This is a genomic window from Caenispirillum salinarum AK4 (assembly GCF_000315795.1).
Lineage (GTDB): Bacteria > Pseudomonadota > Alphaproteobacteria > Rhodospirillales > Rhodospirillaceae > Caenispirillum > Caenispirillum salinarum.
On record NZ_ANHY01000003.1, the window covers coordinates 92,863 to 110,267 of the forward strand.

Sequence of the window (17,405 nt, forward strand, 5' to 3'; positions counted from 1 at the left end):
CGCAAAAAAAACCGGAGAGCCGCCATGAGCGACGACCTGATCCGCCTGACCGCCGTGGAGGCCGTGCGCCTGCTGCGCGCCGGCAAGGTCTCTCCGCTGGACCTGGTGGAGGCCGCACTCGCTCGCATCGCGGCCGTCGATCCGGTGGTCAACGCCCTGCCGACGCTCTGCCCCGACCGCGCCCGCGCCGCCGCCCGCCGCGCCATGGAGGGGCGGGGCGATGTCACCGCGCCGGGGTGGCTGGCGGGGCTGCCGCTGGTGGTCAAGGACCTGACGGACGTGAAGGGCGTGCGCACCACCTACGGCTCGACGTTGTTCGCCGAGACGGTTCCGACGCGCACCGATGCCTGCGTCGAGGCGCTGGAGGCCCGCGACGGCGTGGTGCTGGGCAAGTCCAACACGCCCGAATGGGGCGCGGGCGCCAACACCTTCAACGATGTTTTCGGCGTCACGCGGAACCCCTGGAACACCGCACTCACCTGCGGCGGATCGTCCGGCGGGTCGGCGGTGGCCCTGGCGACCGGCATGGCATGGCTGGCGACGGGCTCCGACCTGGGCGGGTCCTTGCGCACGCCGGCCTCGTTCTGCGGCATCGTCGGCCTGCGCCCGAGCCCCGGCCGCGTGCCGCGCGGCCCGGCGCGCGAGCCGTGGGGGACGCTGTGGGTGGAAGGGCCGATGGCGCGCACCGTTGCCGACGTGGCGCTGATGCTGGACGCCTTCGCCCGGCCGGACGTGCGCGACCCCATCGCCCTGGAGCCGCCCGCCGCCCCCTTCCTCGCCAGCGCCGAACGCCCGAGCCTGCCCCGCCGCGTCGCCTGGTCGCCTGACCTGGGGCTGGGGCCGGTGGACCCCGAGGTGGCGGACATCTGCGCCCGGGCGGTGCGCCGCTACGAGGACGCCGGCGCGGTGGTGGAGGAGGTGCGGCTGGACCTCTCGGCGGCGCGCGAGGCCTTCCAGACGCTCCGCGCGGCCAGCTTCGCCACCACCATGGGGCCGCTGCTCGACCACAAGCGCGACCAGCTCAAGCCCGAGGTGGTGTGGAACATCGAGAAAGGCCGCGCGCTGACCATGGCCGACATCGCGCGTGCCGAGCGCCTGCGCGCCAAGGTGTTCGAGAAGGTCGCTGGCGTGCTGGCGGACTTCGACCTGCTCGCCTGCCCGACCGCCATCGTCCCGCCCTTCCCGGTGGAACAGCGCTGGGTGGAGGAGGTGAACGGGGTGCGATTCGACAACTACGTCGACTGGCTCGCCATCACCTTCGCCATCACCCTGACCAGCTGCCCGGCCCTCAGCCTGCCCGCCGGGCGGACGGCGGCGGGGCTGCCGGTCGGAGTTCAGCTTGTCGGGCGGCCGCGCGGAGAGGCCGCGCTGCTGGGGCAGGCGGCGCTGCTGGAGGGGGTGCTGGGAGAGCGGGGGCGGGTGCCGGTGGAGCCGGTTGGCGGCTGACGGACGCGGGGGGCCTCGGTCCCCCGATCACCCTGATCGGGAAGCACAGCTTCCCGAACCCTTCAGTCCTTTAGCCGTGGGCGGTCCGTGGAGTCTCCCACGACTCTTCTTGCTCGGGCAGGGGAGGAAGCGACTCCAGGCGCTGGCGCGTCAGGTCCAGGTTGATGCGCATGGCCTCGCGCGCCACCTCCAGCGTTTCGCGCGGAATGCGCAGCGGCGTGTTCGCGATCAGCCACGGCCCGATTTCCGCCAGATGCCAGAGGGCTGGGTTGCCCAGGTGCGCCGGGCTTGGCATGTCCGGGGCGTTCTTTTCCAGGTGCTTGCGCACGTTCTGGCGCGAGCACTCGACCATGAAGGCAATGTCGCTGGCGCTGACGAGGTCTGGGTCGACGAGGTAAAGGGCCGCGCCTGGGGCGCCGGTTTGAACGTCGCGGATGCCGGTTCGTATTGCGGTGGCCGCGCAATCCGCCTCACGGCTGAAAGTCGCCCCGAGGCTGCCCTTGCCATTCCATCCGATCAAGGCATCGTCGCAACCCGCCTCGAAAAGGGGGTCGAGCAACTCTTCCACGTCCTGGCTTGGATCCGCAAGTGCGAACGCGAGGTCGAACCTGAACGTCCTGTCGCTCATTTCTTGGCATCTCCCATGTGGATGCAGTCATCGACCCATTTGCGAATATCGCGGGCATGCTCTTCAGGGCGGCGCGGCGTGCTCCAGACGGACTTGATGCAGAACTTGCCGCTGCGGCACGCCGGGTCGTTCTCCGGGCAGAAAAGGACGCCCCAGCCGTGTCCCTTCGCCGGCTTAAGCCGCCAGCCGTGCTTCAAGGCGTGCTCAACCGCCGCCCGGATGTCCTTGTTCGGGTGTTTCCCGCGCGTCATCCATCGTCCCCCAAGGATGGTTCCGGAGCGCGCGGTTGTCAATTGACAACCATTGTTGCGCGCCCGCAAGGATCATCCCTGGTGAGCGGTCTTCATGCAAGTTGAAGTTGAAAAGGCCTCAGCGCCCCACCGCGCGCCAGCCGATATCCCGGCGGCAGAAGCCGTCCGGCCAGTCCAGCGCGTCCACCGCCTCATAGGCCCGTGCCTGGGCCTGCGCGACGTCCCGCCCCGTGGCGGTGACGCCGAGCACGCGGCCGCCGGTGGCGACCACCTTGCCGTCCTGCTCCGCCGTGCCCGCGTGGAAGACGGTCACACCCTCCACCCCTCCGGCCTCGGCCAGGCCGCCGATGACGGTGCCCTTTTCATAGGCGCCGGGATAGCCGTTGGCGGCCATCACCACGACCAGCGCGGCCTGGTCCTTCCAGCGCAGCGGGCCGACGTCCGCCAGCTTGCCGTCGGCGGCGGCCTTCAGCACGGGCAGCAGGTCGGAGTCCAGGCGCATCATCAACGCCTGGCATTCCGGGTCGCCGAAGCGGACGTTGTATTCCAGGACCTTCGGTCCCTTCTCGTCGATCATCAGGCCGCAGAACAGGATGCCGGTGTAGGGGCGGCCGTCCTTCGCCATGCCCTCGACGGTCGGGATGATGCAGTCGTGCATGATCCGCTCTTCCATCTCGGGCGTGACCACCGGCGCCGGGGAGTAGGCGCCCATGCCGCCGGTGTTGGGGCCGGTGTCGCCCTCGCCGACGGCCTTGTGGTCCTGCGCCGCGCCCAGCGGGATCACCTGCGTGCCCGAGACCAGGGCGAAGAAGCTGGCTTCCTCGCCGTTGAGGAATTCCTCGATCACCACCTCGTCGCCGGCGGCGCCGAAGATCTTGTCGCCCATCATCTGGTCGACCGCTCGCAGGGCCTCGTCCACGGTCTGGCAGAGGATGACGCCCTTGCCGGCGGCCAGTCCGTCGGTCTTCACCACGATGGGCGCACCCTTCTCGCGGATGAATCTCTTGGCGACGTCGATGTCGGTGAAGCGGCCGTACCAGGCGGTGGGCACGTTGTGGCGGGCCAGCACGTCCTTCATCACGCCCTTGGAGCCCTCAAGCTCGGCGGCCATGCGCGAGGGGCCGAAGGCGCTGATGCCGGCGGCGCGCAAGCTGTCGACCAGCCCGGCGACCAGCGGCGCTTCCGGCCCGACCACCACCAGGTCCATGCCGTTATCGACCGCCCAGGTGGTGAGGCCCTGCACGTCCTCGGCCTTCACGGGCACGCAGGTGGCGACGCTGGCGATGCCGGCGTTGCCGGGCGCGCAATACAGCGCCTCGCACTGCTTCGACTGCGCGATCTTCCAGCACAGTGCATGTTCCCGTCCGCCGGAGCCCACCACCAGAACCTTCATCGCCCGCCGTCTCCCTGTCGATCGGTGATTCACTGGGGCCGCGTTTTAGCATAAGTTCGGGCCATGACGAGCCCCAATCCTCCCGGCCCCGGCGGCCCGGCCACCAATGTTCCGGAATACTCGGTCAGCGAGCTGTCGCAGGCGCTGAAGCGCACCGTCGAGGACAGCTACGGCCGGGTGCGCGTGCGCGGCGAGATCAGCCAGCCCAAGGTGGCGGCTTCGGGCCATTGCTACATGCGGCTGAAGGACGATCAGGCGGTGCTGGACGGCATCATCTGGCGCACCAGCATGAGCCGCCTGACGCTGCGCCCGGAAGAGGGGCTGGAGGTCATCGCCGTCGGAAAGCTGACCACCTATCCCGGCCGCTCGTCCTATCAGATCGTCATCGACTCGCTGGAACTGGCCGGCGAGGGCGCACTGCTGAAGATGCTGGAGGAACGCCGCAAGCGCCTCGCCGCGGAAGGGCTGTTCGCGCCTGAGCGCAAGCGGCCGATCCCCTACCTTCCGCGCGTCATCGGCGTGGTGACCTCGCCCACCGGGTCCGTCATCCGCGACATTCTCCACCGCATCGCCGACCGTTTCCCGCGTCACGTGCTGGTGTGGCCCGTCGCCGTGCAGGGCGATGCGGCGGCCGATCAGGTGACCAACGCCATCAACGGCTTCAACGCCCTGCCGGCGGACGGCTCCGGCCCGGTGCCCAGGCCCGACGTGCTGATCGTCGCGCGTGGTGGCGGCTCGCTGGAGGACCTGATGGCCTTCAACGAGGAAAGCGTCGTCCGCGCCGCCGCCGCCAGTCACATCCCGCTGATCTCGGCGGTGGGGCACGAGACCGACACCACGCTCATCGACTACGCCTCCGACCTGCGCGCGCCCACGCCCACGGGCGCGGCGGAAAAGGCGGTGCCGGTGCGCCTCGACCTGCTGGCCGCGGTGCGGGAGGCGGAAAGCCGGCTGGACGGCGCGGTTTCCCGCCTGCTGGAGGAACGGCGGGTGCGGGTGGAGGCCTGCGCGCGCGGCCTGCCCGACCTGCCCCGCGTGGTGGAGGATTTCGCCCAGCGGCTCGACGACCGGGCGGAACGCCTCGCCAACGCCCCGCGCGGCCTGTTCGACGGCCTGGACGGCCGGGTGCGCGAGGCGGTGGCGCGGCTGCGCAGCCCGCGCGAGCTGATGGACATGGCCGCCCACCGGGTGGAGGTCGCCGGCCGCTCCATGATCCAGTGCATGCGCCAGCGCCTGAGCGAGCGGGAGCAGGCGCTCCTCCACGCCGGTGCCCGCCTGCGCCCCGAACCCCTGCGCGCCGACATCGACCGCGCGGGGAAGGAGGCCGCGCGCCTGGGCCGCGCCCTGCGGGACGACATGGACCGCCTGATGCGCGGCTGGGACGATGCGCTGAAGCGCGAGGACCGGTTGCTGGAAAGCTGCTCCCATAAGAGCGTGCTGAACCGGGGCTTCGCGCTGGTCCGCGACGCCGAGGGCCGCGTGGTGGAGGACCCGACGGGCACCGCGCCGGGCGCGGTGTGGTCGCTGGAGTTCCGGGAGGAGCGCCGCGCCGAGGTCACCGTGCGCGGCGAGGGCGCGGCGGAGCCTGCGCCTTCGGGGAAGAAGAAAGCGCCGGAGCCGAAGCCGGAACCGGGAAAGACCCGCCTGCGCCCTCGCAAGGCGCAGAAGCCGGCCGCGCCGGAGCCTGTGTTCAACGGTCGCCAGGGGAGCCTGTTCTGATGCGCTGCCTATTCGCCGCCGCCTTCGCGGTGCTTCTGTCCGCCGCGCCCCTTCACGCCGCCGACCTGAGTGGCCCGGTGGAGCAGGGGGCGCTTGTGCTTGGTCAGACGCAGCCGGGCACGGCGGTGACGCTGGACGGCCAGCCGGTGCGGGTGGACGAGGCAGGCCGCTTCGTCATCGGCTTCGGCCGCGATGCCGAGCCCTCGGCGGAGTTGGTGGAGACGGGGCCGGACGGCAGCCGCGTGGTGACGCCGCTGACGGTGGCGGCGCGGGAGTGGGACGTGCAGCGCATCGATGGTCTGCCGCCCAAGAAGGTGACGCCGGACCCTGACTTCCTCGCCCGAATCCGCACCGAATCCGCCGCCATCGCCGAGGTGCGCGCGGTGGACCGGGCCTCGGGCGATGTGTTCGCCGGCTGGGTGCATCCGGTGGAGGGGGATACGGTGGTCTCGGGCGTCTTCGGCAGCCAGCGGATTTTGAACGGCGAGCCCCGCAGTCCGCACTCCGGCACCGACTACGCGGCGGAAACGGGCCGTCCGGTCTTGGCGGCGGGGCCTGGGGTGGTGTCGCTGGTGCATGACGGCATGTTCTTCACCGGCCAGACGCTGATGATCGACCACGGCCACGGCGTCCAATCCGTCTACGCCCACCTGAGCCGCATGGTCGTGGCGGAGGGCGACGTGGTGACGGCGGGCCAGAAGATCGGCGAGGTCGGCGCCACCGGCCGCGCGACGGGCCCGCACCTGCACTTCGGCGTGAGTTGGTTCGACCGCCGGCTGGACCCGCAGACGGTTTTGGGGGTGGTGGGCCGGACCGCGCAGGGCGGGTGAGTCCGGCGGTCCCCCGGCGCGCAGGCAGCAGGATGGCGGGCGTCTGACGTGGACCCCTGCTTTCGCAGGGGTGACGGTAATTACTTCATAGGTAACAACTATTTAGAGATCGTCATTCCTGCGAAAGCAGGAATCCGCGTACAGTGCCGACCATCGTGCCGCGCTCCGCCGCCGAACATCCACGATTACTTTGCACCCTCAAAGGCTGGGATCCACCTCCAGCGCCGATCGGCCTTTCATCCGCCGAAATCGGGAGTGTGAGGGCCCGTGGCCCTCGCGGGAAGGCGGGTGCGGGCGGCAGCCCGCTCGGCGGCAGCCGAAGTCGCTTCCCGTTCCGCGCGATTGCCAGTACCATCCATGGCGTCCCCACCTGCGGGAGCGCCGCCTCATGGATTTCGCCACGGCCGAACAGATCGGTGCCATGATCGAGGAGATCGTCGCCGCCGCCGCGCCCTCCGCCAAGGGCCGGGCGATGTATGGCGGGCGGGTGTTCGAGATGGAGGCGGGGAACCCCAAGACCCTCTTTGCCGGCTTCTTCGTCTACGACGGCCATGCCAGCTTGGAATTCTCCCACGGGGCGCGGTTCGAGGACCCAGCCGGGCATCTGGAAGGGAAGGGCAAGCACCGGCGGCATGTGAAGCTGCGGACGGCGGAGGACGTCGAAGCCAAGGACGTCGCCGGGTTCATGGCGCAGGCCGTCAGGCTGGCGACGGAGCCCGCTTAACCCTCGTCGCCGCCCCACCGCGCCGCCGCCGCGTCGTCGCTTTCGCGCGCGTCGACCCAGCGGCCGCCGTTCGGGGTTTCTTCCAGCTTCCAGAAGGGTGCCTTGGTCTTCAGCCAGTCCATGAGGAAGGCGCAGGCGTCAAACGCCGCCTGACGGTGGCTGCTGGCCGTCAACACCAGCACGATGCGCTCGCCCGGCTCCATCCGGCCGTACCGATGCACCACCAGCACGTCGTGCAGCGGCCAGCGCTCGCGCGCGTCGGCCTCAATGGCCTCCAGCTGGCGTTCCGTCATGCCGGGATAGTGTTCCAGGGTCATGGCGGAGACAGCGCCCGACCCTTCGGCCGTCTTGTCGGCGCGGACGAGGCCGACGAAGCTCGCCACGGCACCCACGCTCGTATCCCCGGCGCAGAAGGCGGCCATTTCGGCGCCCACGTCGAAATCCTCGCGCTGGACCCGCACCGCCATGGCGTCAGCCTCCCGTCACCGGAGGGAAGAAGGCGATCTCGTCGCCGGCCTTCACCGGCGTGTCGGGCTTGGCGTAGTCCTGGTTCACCGCGAAACGCAGGCGGTCGGTGTCGACCAGGGCCTTGGCGTGGGCCGGGGACTGATCCTTCAGCCAGGCGATCAGGTCACCCACCGTCGCCACCGTGCCAGCGGGCGGCGAGACGTCTTCATGGCCGGTGCCGATGGTGTCGCGCAGCCAGGCGAAATAGAGAATCTTCATTCTCCGGCCTCCTCGGCCTCGGTCAGTTGAGCGGCCTCCTCGGCGGCGCGGCGGTCGCTTTCCTTCATGTGGTAGAGGCCGTGGGTCAGGTAGTCCCAGCCGGTGACGATGGTCATCACGGCCGCCACCCACAGCGCGATCTCGCCCAGCAGAACGGCGGGAATGCCCCAGGGCGCAGCCTCGCCCAATATCAGCAGCGTCAGGGCGACCAGTTGGAAGGTGGTCTTCCATTTCGCCAGCTTGGTGACGGGCACGCTGACCTGGATTTCCGCCAGGAACTCCCGCAGGCCCGAGACCAGGATTTCACGGCAGAGGATGACGGCGGCGGGCAGGTAGCTCCACACCGTCATGGTGTCGAAGCCCACCAGCAGCAGCAGCACGGCGGCGACCAGCAGCTTGTCGGCGATGGGGTCCAGGAAGCGCCCGAGCGCGCTGACTTGGTTCCAGCGCCGGGCCAGGAAGCCGTCGAACCAGTCCGTCACGGCGGCGGCGACGAACAGGCCGCAGGCAATCCAGCGGGCCAGGTCACCGGGCACGTAGAACAGGCCGATCACCACCGGAATCACCACGATCCGGGACAGGGTGAGGATGTTCGGCAAGGTGTACACGGGTCGGCCCTTCCTGGTGTCGACGGTCTGGTGCCCCGGCGGCGGGTGCGGGCATCCTATCTTGCTCACCCCTCCGGGTGAAAGTGGTCATAAATCTTTCTCGCCAGCGCGGCGGAAATGCCCTCCACGCTTTCCAGGTCGCGCAGCGCCGCCTCGCGCACCCCGCGGGCGGAGCCGAAGTGGTGCAAGAGCGCCTTCTTGCGCCGGGCGCCGATGCCGGGCACGTCCTCCAGCCCCGTGCGCGTGATGTCCTTGGACCGCCGCGCCCGGTGGGTGCCGATGGCGAACCGGTGCGCCTCGTCGCGCAGGCGCTGGAGGAAGTAGAGCACCGGGTGGCGCATGGGCAACTGGAACGGCTCCCGCCCCGTCATGAAGAAACGCTCGCGGCCGGCGTCGCGGTCCGGGCCTTTCGCGATGGAGACCAGCGTCACGTCCTCCACGCCAAGGTCGTCGAAGACCTCCTGCACCACCTTCAACTGGCCCTGGCCGCCGTCGATGAGCACCACGTCGGGCCACTGGCCGCGATCGCGGTCGGGGTCTTCCTTCATGGCGCGGGCGAAGCGGCGGGTCAGCACCTCGCGCATCATGGCGTAGTCGTCGCCGGCGGCCTCGGCGTTCTTGATGTTGAACTTGCGATAGCTGTTCTTCATGAAGCCTTCGGGCCCGGCCACGATCATGCCGCCGATGGCGTTGGACCCCTGGATGTGGCTGTTGTCGTAGACCTCGATCCGCTCGGGCGTGCGCTCCATGTCGAACACCTCCGCCACGCCGTCCAGCAGCTTGCGCTGGGCGGAGCTTTCCGCCAGCCGGCGGCCGAGCGCTTCCTCGGCGTTGCGGCGCGCGGTGACGACCATGGCGGCGCGGTCGCCGCGCTTGGGCACGTGCAGGCGCACCTTGCGCTCCGCCTTGGCGGACAGCGCTTCGGCCATGAGCGGGGCCTGCGGCAGGTCGTGGCTGAGCAGGACCTCCTTCGGCGGCTCCTTGTTGTCGTAGAACTGGCCAATGAAGGCTTCCAGCACCTCGCCGGGCTCGGCGTCCTGGCTGTGGGCGGGGAAGTAGGCGCGGTTGCCGTAGTTCTGCCCGGCGCGGAAGAAGAACACCTCGATGCAGGCCTGCCCGCCGGCCTGGTGGATCGCCATGACGTCAGCGTCCGGGGCGCTGGGCAGGTTCACTTCCTGGTGGCTCTGGATGCGGGTCAGCGCCCGGATGCGGTCGCGGTACATGGCCGCTTCCTCGAACTCCAGGTTTTCCGACGCCGCTTCCATGCGCTTGGCGAGGGCCTGCTGGATGCGTGCGCTTTCGCCGGCCAGGAAGGCGCGGCTTTCCTCCACCAGCTCGCCATAGTGCTCGCGGCTGATGCGATCGACGCAGGGCGCGGCGCAGCGCTTGATTTGATACAGCAGGCAGGGCCGCGTGCGGCTGGAGAAGACGCTGTCCGAGCAGGTGCGCAGCAGGAACGCCTTCTGCAGGTGGGTCAGCGTCTGGTTTACCGCGCCGGCGCTGGCGAAGGGGCCGAAGTACTGGCCGGGGATGCTGCGGGCGCCGCGGTGCTTGATGATGCGCGGGTAGTCGTGTCCTTCCGTCACCACGACGTAGGGGAAGCTCTTGTCGTCGCGCAGGAGGATGTTGTAGCGGGGCTTGAGGCGCTTGATGTAGTTGCTCTCAAGCAGCAGCGCCTCGACCTCGGTGCTGGTGACGACGATCTCCATCGCCGCCGTCTCGGTCACCATGCGCTGGAGCCGCATGGGCAGCTGCGCGATGCGGGTGTAGGCCACCACGCGCTTCTTCAGGTTCTTGGCCTTGCCCACGTACAGCACGTCGCCCTTGGCGTTCATCATGCGGTAGACGCCGGGCTTGTCGGGCAGGGTTTTCAGCGTGCGCGAAATGACGGCCACCCCGCGCGAGACGGCGTCCGGCGCTTCGTCCGGCGCAAGGTCGGCGTCCACCACCCGAATGTCTGCGGCTGGTTCGGTTTCGGGCGTGGCGGCGGTTTTCTGGTCGGTCTCGGGCGCGCTCATGACGGCAATCTTGGTCAAGGGCTCTTCAGGGTCAACGGTCGGTGGAGGCGGTCGCGCTCAGGGTGGAACACGGGGGCATCAGGCGGAAAAATCTACGCCGTCCGACATATCCACGGAGCCTGTGGATAACTTTGTGAATAGCTGTGGGGCATCTCGCTCCGACCCGCAGGACTCTTGGAGTCTCACCGCCTTGCACAAAAAATGTGCGAACAGCGGAACCCCTTGATTTTCCTGCATTACGGAAAGTTCGAGGGGATCATGATCTTCCATCTTGACAGGGATATTGCGGTTTGGCAGCCGTCCCCATGCCCTGTGCACAACCCGGCACTCGATGGCTGGGCCGGCGCGAATCGGCGGGTTTCCCTAATCTTTTCGTTCGAACTTTAGGCGGAACCGTCTAAGCCGATCGCGCGTTGGTAGCGAATCATGTCGCACAACCCGCCGGCGCCTCGCGGTACGGGCGCCGTGTGGCGTCACGCAAACGATTACGCAAGGGTGTTGAAGCGCTCGATTTCGACGCCGACCGAGGTCACGTCCTCGAACACGTCCAGCTTTTCCACCCGCACCCGCGCGGAGCGGATGCGGGGGTCGGTCAGGCAGCTTTCCGCGATCCGTTCGGCCATGGTTTCCACCAGATTGACGTGGCGGTCGAGCACCACGTCGCGCACGCGCTCGCGGATCTTTTCGTAGCAGACCACTTCCGCCAGGTCGTCATGGCGCGGCCCTTCGCCCTCGCGCACGGCCAGGTCCAGGTTGATGCGCACGCGCTGGGGCGTCTCGTGCTCGTGCTTGTAGACGCCGATGCTGGCGACCACCACCAGGTCGCGCAGAAACACATGGCGCAGGCCGGACTGGGCGCTGGCGATGGCGGAGGGAAACGGCGTGACGACGGGCGTTGCGGGCATGGGCATCCGGTCCGGTTGAGGGCGCGGCGGCGGCCGGGCGGGAAGGCTCGGCCACGCGGGCGGGCGGCGCGGAAGGCGCGATATAGGGCGGACCGGCCGATCCGCCAGGGCGACAGGCCCCGGCGCCCTTCCGCCGGAGCCTACTCCGCGATGGACTGGGGGCCCTTGCCGTTGTGCGGGTCCTGGCTCCAGGCAAGGTGCTGGCCGCCGTCCAGGGCAATCATTTGCCCGGTCATGGCCGGGGCTGCAAGGATAAACCGCACGGCGTCGCAGACCTCCTCGGGCGTCGTCCCCCGTTCCAGCGGCATGGAGGCGCTTTGCGCGTCGAACTGTTCCTGGCTTTGGCGGGGGCTGGGCAGGGTCGGGCCGGGGCCGATGGCGTTGACGCGGATGCGCGGCGCGAGCGCCAGGGCCAGCGTCTGCGTCAGGGTCCACAGCCCCGCCTTGGACAGGGTGTAGGTGACGAAGTGCGGGGTGAGGTTCCACACCCGCTCGTCAATGATGTTGACGACGCAGCCGTGGTTCGGTGCCTCCACCTGCCGGGCAAAGGCCTGGGTCAGCACGAAGGGCGCCCGCAGGTTGGCCTCCATGTGGAGGTCCCACGACTCGCGCGTCGCGCCGTTCCAGTCGTCGTATTCGAAGACGGACGCATTGTTGACCAGCGCCCCCAGCGGCCCCAGCGCCGCGGCGGCCTGCTCCACCAGGCCGGCCACGTCGGCCTCGCGGCCCAGGTCGGCCCGCAGGGCGACGGCGCGGCGGCCCCGGGCCTCGATTTCGGCGCAGACGGCGTCGGCCTCCTCGGGGTCGGAGCGGTAGTGCACGGCGACGTCCCAGCCGTGGTCGGCCAGGTCCAGGGCGATGGCGCGGCCGATGCGCTTGGCGCTTCCCGTGATCAGCACCGTGCGCGGCGAGGGGCTGGGCTTGCGAGGCGTATTGGTCATGTGAAGAGTTTATCCACGCCGATGAACAGGACAGCGATATAGGCCGTGTACCCCGCCAGCAGGAAGCCGCCCTCCGCCCGCGACAACTGTCGGCCGGACAGGAAGAACGGCACCAGCAGCAGGGTGACGGCCAGCATGACCCATACGTCGAACTGCATCACCTGGACCGGCGTTGCGGACGGTTTCACCAGCGCCGCCGCGCCCATGACGCCCAGAATGTTGAAGACGTTGGAGCCCACCACGTTGCCGAGCGCCACGTCGTTGTGCTTCTTCAGTGCCGCCGCGACGGCCGTCGCCAGCTCGGGCAGCGACGTGCCGATGGCGACCATGGTCAGGCCGATGACCTCTTCCGGCACGCCCCAGTCGCGCGCAATGGAGGTGGCGCCGATGACCAGCAGCCGGGCGCCGCCGATGACGCCGGCCAAGCCGATGAGGGTGGCGCCGATGATGGTCGCCCAGCTTTTGTGCTGCAGGGTGGACAGCTCCTCCACCTCTTCCAGCGCCGCCTGGGACTCGGCCGATGTCTTGCGCTCGCGGAAGTAGGACCACAGCAGGTAGGCCGCCAGGGCCGCCAGCATCACGCCGCCTTCCCAGCGCACGACGCCCCAGCCCCACATGAAGAACAGCATGGCCAGCGACGCGCCGATCAGCACGACCGACTCGCGCGCGAACGCCCTCATTTCGGCGTGCACCGGCTGGATCAGCGCCGCGAAGGCCAGGATCAGCATGATGTTGGCGATGTTCGACCCGATGACGTTGCCGTAGACCAGGCCGCCGGCCCCGGTCATGGCCGCCTGCACGGCCACCACCAGCTCGGGCGCCGAGGTGCCGAAGGCCACCACCGTCAGGCCGATCACCAGGGGCGAGATGCCCAGGCGGTCGGCCATGGCGACGGCGCCGCGCACCAGCGCCTCGGCCGCGGCCACAAGCAGCACGAGGCCGGCGATGAAAAACACCCAGTCCATCAGCATCGGATATTGCTCTCGTCGGAGGTCATTCGGTCGGAGGGCCCGCCGGAGACGGCGGGACGGCGGAAGGTCACGGCGCACAGGCCCCGGTGCCTCAACGCGTGCCCAACAGACGGGTTGAGGGAGGCAGAGGGCGAAGTGCCGGAACCATGGGCACCACGGACCGGCAAGTCAAGCGGGAGCGGCCGCCGAGAGGCCGCCGGGACCGGCCCTTCTGTCAAATAAATTCACCAGCCGATTGACAGCCCGAGACGCGGCAGGCCACCCTTGAGGCCGATAACAAAGCGTGCCGCGCCGGCTTGCGTGTTCGACATATGCGACGCTCCGGCCGTCGCGGCCCATCAAGGCAGCCGACAGGGAGTTTCCCCATCATGAAAGCCGGTGTCGAGGAACTGACCAGTTTCCTGGCCGATCATCCGGACGTGGAATACGTCGACGCGATCCTGTTCGACCTGTGCGGCATCGTCCGCGGCAAACGCTATCCGCGCCAGGACGCCAAGGGCCTGTACGAGAACGGCATGCAGATCCCCTTCAGCGTCTTCCTGCTCGACGTCACCGGCGATTGCCCGGACGCCGGCGGGCGCGGGTTTTCGGACGGCGATCCGGACGGCATCGCCGTGCCGGTGCCGGGGACGCTCAAGCGCGTGCCCTGGGCGCGCGTGCCCTCGGCCCAGGTGCTGCTGACCATGACGGAGCAGGACGGCTCGGCCAGCTTCCTGGACCCGCGCGTGGTGCTGCAGGGCGTGGAGAAGCGCCTGCGCGACGACGGCCTGCACCCGGTCACGGCGCTTGAGCTTGAGTTCTATCTTATCGACCGCGAGCGCATGTCGGACGGCGGCCCGCAGTTCCCCATCGCGCCCGACACCGGCCAGCGCGACAAGAACACCCAGGTCTACGGCATGTGGGAGATCGAATCCTACGCCGCCGTGCTGCGCGACATCGAATACGCCTGCAACGTCCAGGGCGTGCCCTGCTACACGGCGTCCAGCGAATACGCGCCAGGCCAGTTCGAGGTCAACCTGCGGCACGTCTCCGACGGCGTCGCGGCGGCCGATCACGCCAGCCTGCTCAAGCGCGTCGTCATGGGCGTGGCGGAGAAGCACGGGTTCGAGGCGACCTTCATGTCCAAGCCCTTCACCCACATGGCGGGCAACGGGCTGCACATCCACCTGTCGCTGTGCGACGAGCAGGGCAACAACCTGTTCGACGACGGCTCCGACACGGGCAGCGAGATGCTGCGCTGGGCCATCGGCGGCATGCAGGCGACCATGGCCGAGGGCATGGCGCTGTTCTCCCCCAACGCCAACGGCTACCGCCGGTTCGCGCCGAACCTCTACGTGCCGGTGGGACGCACCTGGGGCGTCAACAACCGCTCCGTCGCCTTCCGCGTGCCCGCCGGTGCGGGGCCGACGCGGCGGGTGGAGCACCGCGTCTGCGGCGCCGACGCCAACCCGTACCTGGCGCTGGCCGCGGTAATGGCGGGCGCCCACCACGGCATCACCAGCAGGATCGATCCCGGGCCGGCCAATACCGGCAACGCCGGCGAACATCTGGACCCGGACGTGCCGTGGACCTGGCGCTCGGCGCTGGCGCGGCTGGAGGGGGCGGAGGTGCTTCCCGGCTATCTGGGGGCCGAATACCTGGGCCTCTACCACGCCACCAAGACGGCGGAACTGGAGAAGTTCCAGAGCGTCATCACCCCGCACGAGTTCGCCTGGTACCTCTAGGGCCGCCATCTGGAACAGCGGGATGCGCGACGGCGTTGCAGAAGGAACCCCTTCTGCAACGCCGGAGCGCGCCATGAAAATCGTCGGCACCGTCATCGCCACTCTGCTCGTGCTGCTCGCCATCGCGGTGGCGATCATGTTCACCGGCGCCTACAACGTGGCCGCCACCGACGCTCACACGGGCCTGGTCCGGTGGGCGCTGGCGACCACGCGGGTGAACGCCGTGCGCACCCGCGCAGAGGACATCCAGGTGCCTGGCGACCTGGCCTCGCCGGAGCGGATCGCCGCCGGCGCCAAGGCCTACGACGAGAAGTGCGTCGCCTGCCACGGCGCCCCGGGTATCAAGGCGTTCGAGTTCGCCGAACACATGATGCCCAAGCCGCCGGAAATGGGCCATGTGGCCGAGTTCTGGGCGCCGGCGTCCATCTACTGGATCCTGGACAACGGCTTCAAGATGACCGGCATGCCCGCCTGGGGCCCCTTCGAGGAGGCCGAGGAGTTGTGGGACATCACCGCCTTCGTGGAGGCCTACCCCGACGTCGACGCCGCCCGCTACAAGGAGCTGACGGCCGGGCCCGATGGGCATGGGGGCGAGGGCATGGACCGCGGCGGCGAGGACGCCGGCGGCGGGCAGGACCCGGAATAGGGCCTCCCGCATCCTCGGTCGGGCCGCCGGCCGGCCGGGGGGCACCGCCGCAAGGCCGCCGCAGCCGCGCGGGGGCGGGGGATGCGCCGTGCGCGCCATCTCCCCATGTTGGGCAGGGGTGGTGTAGACTGCCGCCGTTGCCGTCAGCCTTTGCTCAGCATGACCCGGGGTGGGGATGAGTTCCGAAACCGCCATGATCGACCTGTTCAGCGACAAGCTGAAGGAATACTCCCGTCAGGTGCGGGAGGACCGCCGTCTTGAGAGCCCGGACGCCTCGGCGGAAAAGGTAAGCCGTCTGTGCGGCAGTCGCATCACGGTCGACGTCGCGTTGGACGATGCCGACCGCCTGACCGGTTTCGGTTACGCCGTGCGCGCCTGCGCCCTGGGCGAGGCGGCGACGGCCATCCTGGCCGCCAACGCCGTCGGCCGCTCCGTCGAGGAACTGGACCAGGTGGCCGAGGCCATGCGCGCCATGCTCAAGGAAGACGGTCCCCTGCCCGGCGGCGACTGGCAGGAGCTGGAATACCTGCGCCTCGTCCGCGACCTGAAAAGCCGCCACGGCTCGGTCATGCTGCCCTTCGACGCCCTGCGCGCCGCGCTGGATGACGCGCGGGCGAAGCGGGGGTAGGGGTGGTGGCGGGTTGTTGATTCAGCTGCCAACTGCAAGACGCAAGCGCAGGACGGCTGGCAGCGGATGTGGCCCCCTGCTTTCGAGGCTGTAAAGAAACGGTGGACCCTCACCAGAGGGAGCGCGGCAGGGTGTCTGGCGTTGCATGTGGGTTCCCGCTTTCGCGGGAATGACGAGTATTTTTCACTCTATAACAACAGGTTAAAAAAACCGTCGCCCCTGCGGAAGCAGGGGGTCACGCACTCCGTCAGCCGCCCTGGCGACGCCTGTGCCGGCAGCCAGCCGATTTCTTGACACCCTCTTTCGCAGGGGGCGGTTTCGGTCTTCTTTTATGAAGTAAAACTGACCGTCATTCCTGAGAAAGCAGGAATCCACGCACCGTGCCAGACGATTTGCCAAGCGCCCACGCCGTCCTCGCCAATTCCTGGCAGCCTCTTTCCCAGGTTTGACGGTCTATTCTTAATCACCCACGCGCGTGAACCGCTCCCGTCACACCGAAATCTGCAACCGGTACCCCACCCCCGGCTCGGTGATGATGAGGCGGGGGCGGGAGGGGTCGGCCTCCAGCTTCTGGCGCAACTGGCCGATATAGACCCGCAGGTACTGCGTTTCCTCCACATAGGCCTCGCCCCAGATGTCGCGGAGCAGCTGCTGGTGGGTGATGACCTTGCCGGGGTGCTGGGCGAGCGCGCGCAGCAGGTCGTATTCCTTGCGCGACAGTTTCACCGGCGCCCCGTCCACCGTCACCAGCCGCTTGGCGAGGTCGATGCTCACCCGATCGGTCTCCAGCACCGGGTCGTCGTTGGCCTCGGGCCCGATGTGGCGCAGGGCGGCGCGCATGCGGGCCATCAGTTCCGCCATGCCGAACGGCTTGGTGATGTAGTCGTTCGCACCCCGGTCCAGGGCGCCCACCTTGTCGCTTTCGTCCGAGCGCACCGACAGCACGATGATCGGCATGGACGACCACTCGCGCACCCGCTCGATCACCTCCATGCCGTCCATGTCGGGCAGTCCCAGGTCCAGCACCGTCAGGTCCGGCTTTTCCACCGTCGCCGCCTTGATGGCCGAGTTGGCATCCTCGGCCTCGACCACCTGATAGCCGTGGGCGGTCAGGCTGGCCTTGAGGAAGCGGCGGATCTGCGGTTCGTCGTCGACGATGAGGACTTTGGCGGTTCCCGTTGCGTCGTTGGGCATGGCGGCGGATGTCTCCGGTTGGTCTTGCTTTTGGTCCAGGTCTCTTGAACGGC

At 69.0% G+C, this 17,405-nt stretch carries 18 protein-coding genes; 7 read left to right on the forward strand and 11 right to left on the reverse strand.

Annotated elements, in window-relative coordinates:
* Positions 1-24 precede the first annotated feature (24 nt).
* Positions 25-1,446 (forward strand): amidase, encoded by a 1,422-nt coding sequence (locus C882_RS01860; RefSeq protein WP_009538828.1) that lies wholly within the window; start codon positions 25-27, stop codon positions 1,444-1,446.
* Between the two features lie 70 nt (positions 1,447-1,516).
* Here C882_RS01860 and C882_RS01865 read toward each other — a convergent pair whose 3' ends face one another.
* The 3 genes from C882_RS01865 to purD all read right to left on the reverse strand — a co-directional run bounded on the left by C882_RS01865 (position 1,517) and on the right by purD (position 3,718).
* Positions 1,517-2,074, reverse strand: a complete 558-nt coding sequence (locus C882_RS01865; RefSeq protein ID WP_051999929.1) for a hypothetical protein — start codon at positions 2,072-2,074, stop codon at positions 1,517-1,519.
* Positions 2,071-2,325 (reverse strand): hypothetical protein, encoded by a 255-nt coding sequence (locus tag C882_RS01870; RefSeq protein ID WP_009538830.1) that lies wholly within the window; start codon positions 2,323-2,325, stop codon positions 2,071-2,073. Before C882_RS01870 ends, C882_RS01865 begins: the two co-directional genes overlap by 4 nt.
* Positions 2,326-2,443: 118 nt before the next feature.
* On the reverse strand, positions 2,444-3,718 hold the full coding sequence (gene purD, locus C882_RS01875) for a phosphoribosylamine--glycine ligase (protein ID WP_009538831.1): 1,275 nt from the start codon (positions 3,716-3,718) through the stop codon (positions 2,444-2,446).
* A gap of 63 nt (positions 3,719-3,781) precedes the next feature.
* Between purD and xseA the strand changes: the two genes are divergently transcribed.
* The 3 genes from xseA (at position 3,782) to C882_RS01890 (ending at position 6,991) form a co-directional block, all read left to right on the forward strand.
* Positions 3,782-5,437 carry an exodeoxyribonuclease VII large subunit gene (gene xseA / locus C882_RS01880; RefSeq protein ID WP_009538832.1) on the forward strand — a complete coding sequence of 552 codons (1,656 nt, stop codon included), beginning with the start codon at positions 3,782-3,784 and terminating at the stop codon, positions 5,435-5,437.
* Positions 5,437-6,267, forward strand: coding sequence for a M23 family metallopeptidase (locus tag C882_RS01885; protein ID WP_009538833.1), 831 nt, complete (start codon positions 5,437-5,439; stop codon positions 6,265-6,267). The genes xseA and C882_RS01885 overlap by 1 nt, the downstream gene beginning before the upstream one ends.
* A gap of 388 nt (positions 6,268-6,655) precedes the next feature.
* The gene (locus C882_RS01890; RefSeq protein ID WP_009538834.1) at positions 6,656-6,991 is read left to right on the forward strand and encodes a DUF1801 domain-containing protein; all 336 of its coding nucleotides are present in this window, start codon (positions 6,656-6,658) and stop codon (positions 6,989-6,991) included.
* Here the strand turns inward: C882_RS01890 and C882_RS01895 are convergent.
* The 7 genes from C882_RS01895 to C882_RS01925 form a co-directional block, all read right to left on the reverse strand.
* Complete coding sequence (locus C882_RS01895; protein WP_009538835.1) at positions 6,988-7,458, reverse strand: molybdenum cofactor biosynthesis protein MoaE; 471 nt, start codon at positions 7,456-7,458, stop codon at positions 6,988-6,990. The two genes, C882_RS01890 and C882_RS01895, sit on opposite strands and share 4 nt — an antisense overlap.
* A gap of 4 nt (positions 7,459-7,462) precedes the next feature.
* Complete coding sequence (gene moaD, locus C882_RS01900) at positions 7,463-7,717, reverse strand: molybdopterin converting factor subunit 1 (RefSeq protein WP_009538836.1); 255 nt, start codon at positions 7,715-7,717, stop codon at positions 7,463-7,465.
* Positions 7,714-8,325 (reverse strand): CDP-diacylglycerol--glycerol-3-phosphate 3-phosphatidyltransferase, encoded by a 612-nt coding sequence (gene pgsA / locus C882_RS01905; protein WP_009538837.1) that lies wholly within the window; start codon positions 8,323-8,325, stop codon positions 7,714-7,716. The genes moaD and pgsA overlap by 4 nt, the downstream gene beginning before the upstream one ends.
* Before the next feature lie 65 nt (positions 8,326-8,390).
* Positions 8,391-10,343 (reverse strand): excinuclease ABC subunit UvrC, encoded by a 1,953-nt coding sequence (gene uvrC / locus C882_RS01910; RefSeq protein ID WP_083875668.1) that lies wholly within the window; start codon positions 10,341-10,343, stop codon positions 8,391-8,393.
* 485 nt (positions 10,344-10,828) lie between these two features.
* Positions 10,829-11,254, reverse strand: coding sequence for a dihydroneopterin aldolase (gene folB / locus C882_RS01915; protein ID WP_009538839.1), 426 nt, complete (start codon positions 11,252-11,254; stop codon positions 10,829-10,831).
* 134 nt (positions 11,255-11,388) lie between these two features.
* Positions 11,389-12,189: an SDR family oxidoreductase gene (locus C882_RS01920; RefSeq protein ID WP_009538840.1), complete on the reverse strand. Its 801-nt coding sequence runs from the start codon at positions 12,187-12,189 to the stop codon at positions 11,389-11,391.
* Complete coding sequence (locus tag C882_RS01925; protein WP_009538841.1) at positions 12,186-13,160, reverse strand: calcium/sodium antiporter; 975 nt, start codon at positions 13,158-13,160, stop codon at positions 12,186-12,188. Before C882_RS01925 ends, C882_RS01920 begins: the two co-directional genes overlap by 4 nt.
* A 368-nt stretch (positions 13,161-13,528) precedes the next feature.
* Here C882_RS01925 and C882_RS01930 point away from each other — a divergent pair, with 368 nt between their 5' ends.
* The 3 genes from C882_RS01930 (at position 13,529) to C882_RS01940 (ending at position 16,158) form a co-directional block, all read left to right on the forward strand.
* A complete protein-coding gene (locus C882_RS01930; RefSeq protein WP_009538842.1) occupies positions 13,529-14,884 on the forward strand; it encodes a glutamine synthetase family protein in 1,356 nt (451 codons plus the stop codon).
* Positions 14,885-14,957: 73 nt separating this feature from the next.
* Positions 14,958-15,530, forward strand: a complete 573-nt coding sequence (locus C882_RS01935; protein ID WP_051999931.1) for a c-type cytochrome — start codon at positions 14,958-14,960, stop codon at positions 15,528-15,530.
* A gap of 175 nt (positions 15,531-15,705) precedes the next feature.
* Positions 15,706-16,158: an iron-sulfur cluster assembly scaffold protein gene (locus C882_RS01940; RefSeq protein WP_009538844.1), complete on the forward strand. Its 453-nt coding sequence runs from the start codon at positions 15,706-15,708 to the stop codon at positions 16,156-16,158.
* Between the two features lie 489 nt (positions 16,159-16,647).
* Here the strand turns inward: C882_RS01940 and C882_RS01945 are convergent, their stop codons facing one another.
* On the reverse strand, positions 16,648-17,352 hold the full coding sequence (locus C882_RS01945; RefSeq protein WP_009538845.1) for a response regulator: 705 nt from the start codon (positions 17,350-17,352) through the stop codon (positions 16,648-16,650).
* Positions 17,353-17,405 lie beyond the last annotated feature (53 nt).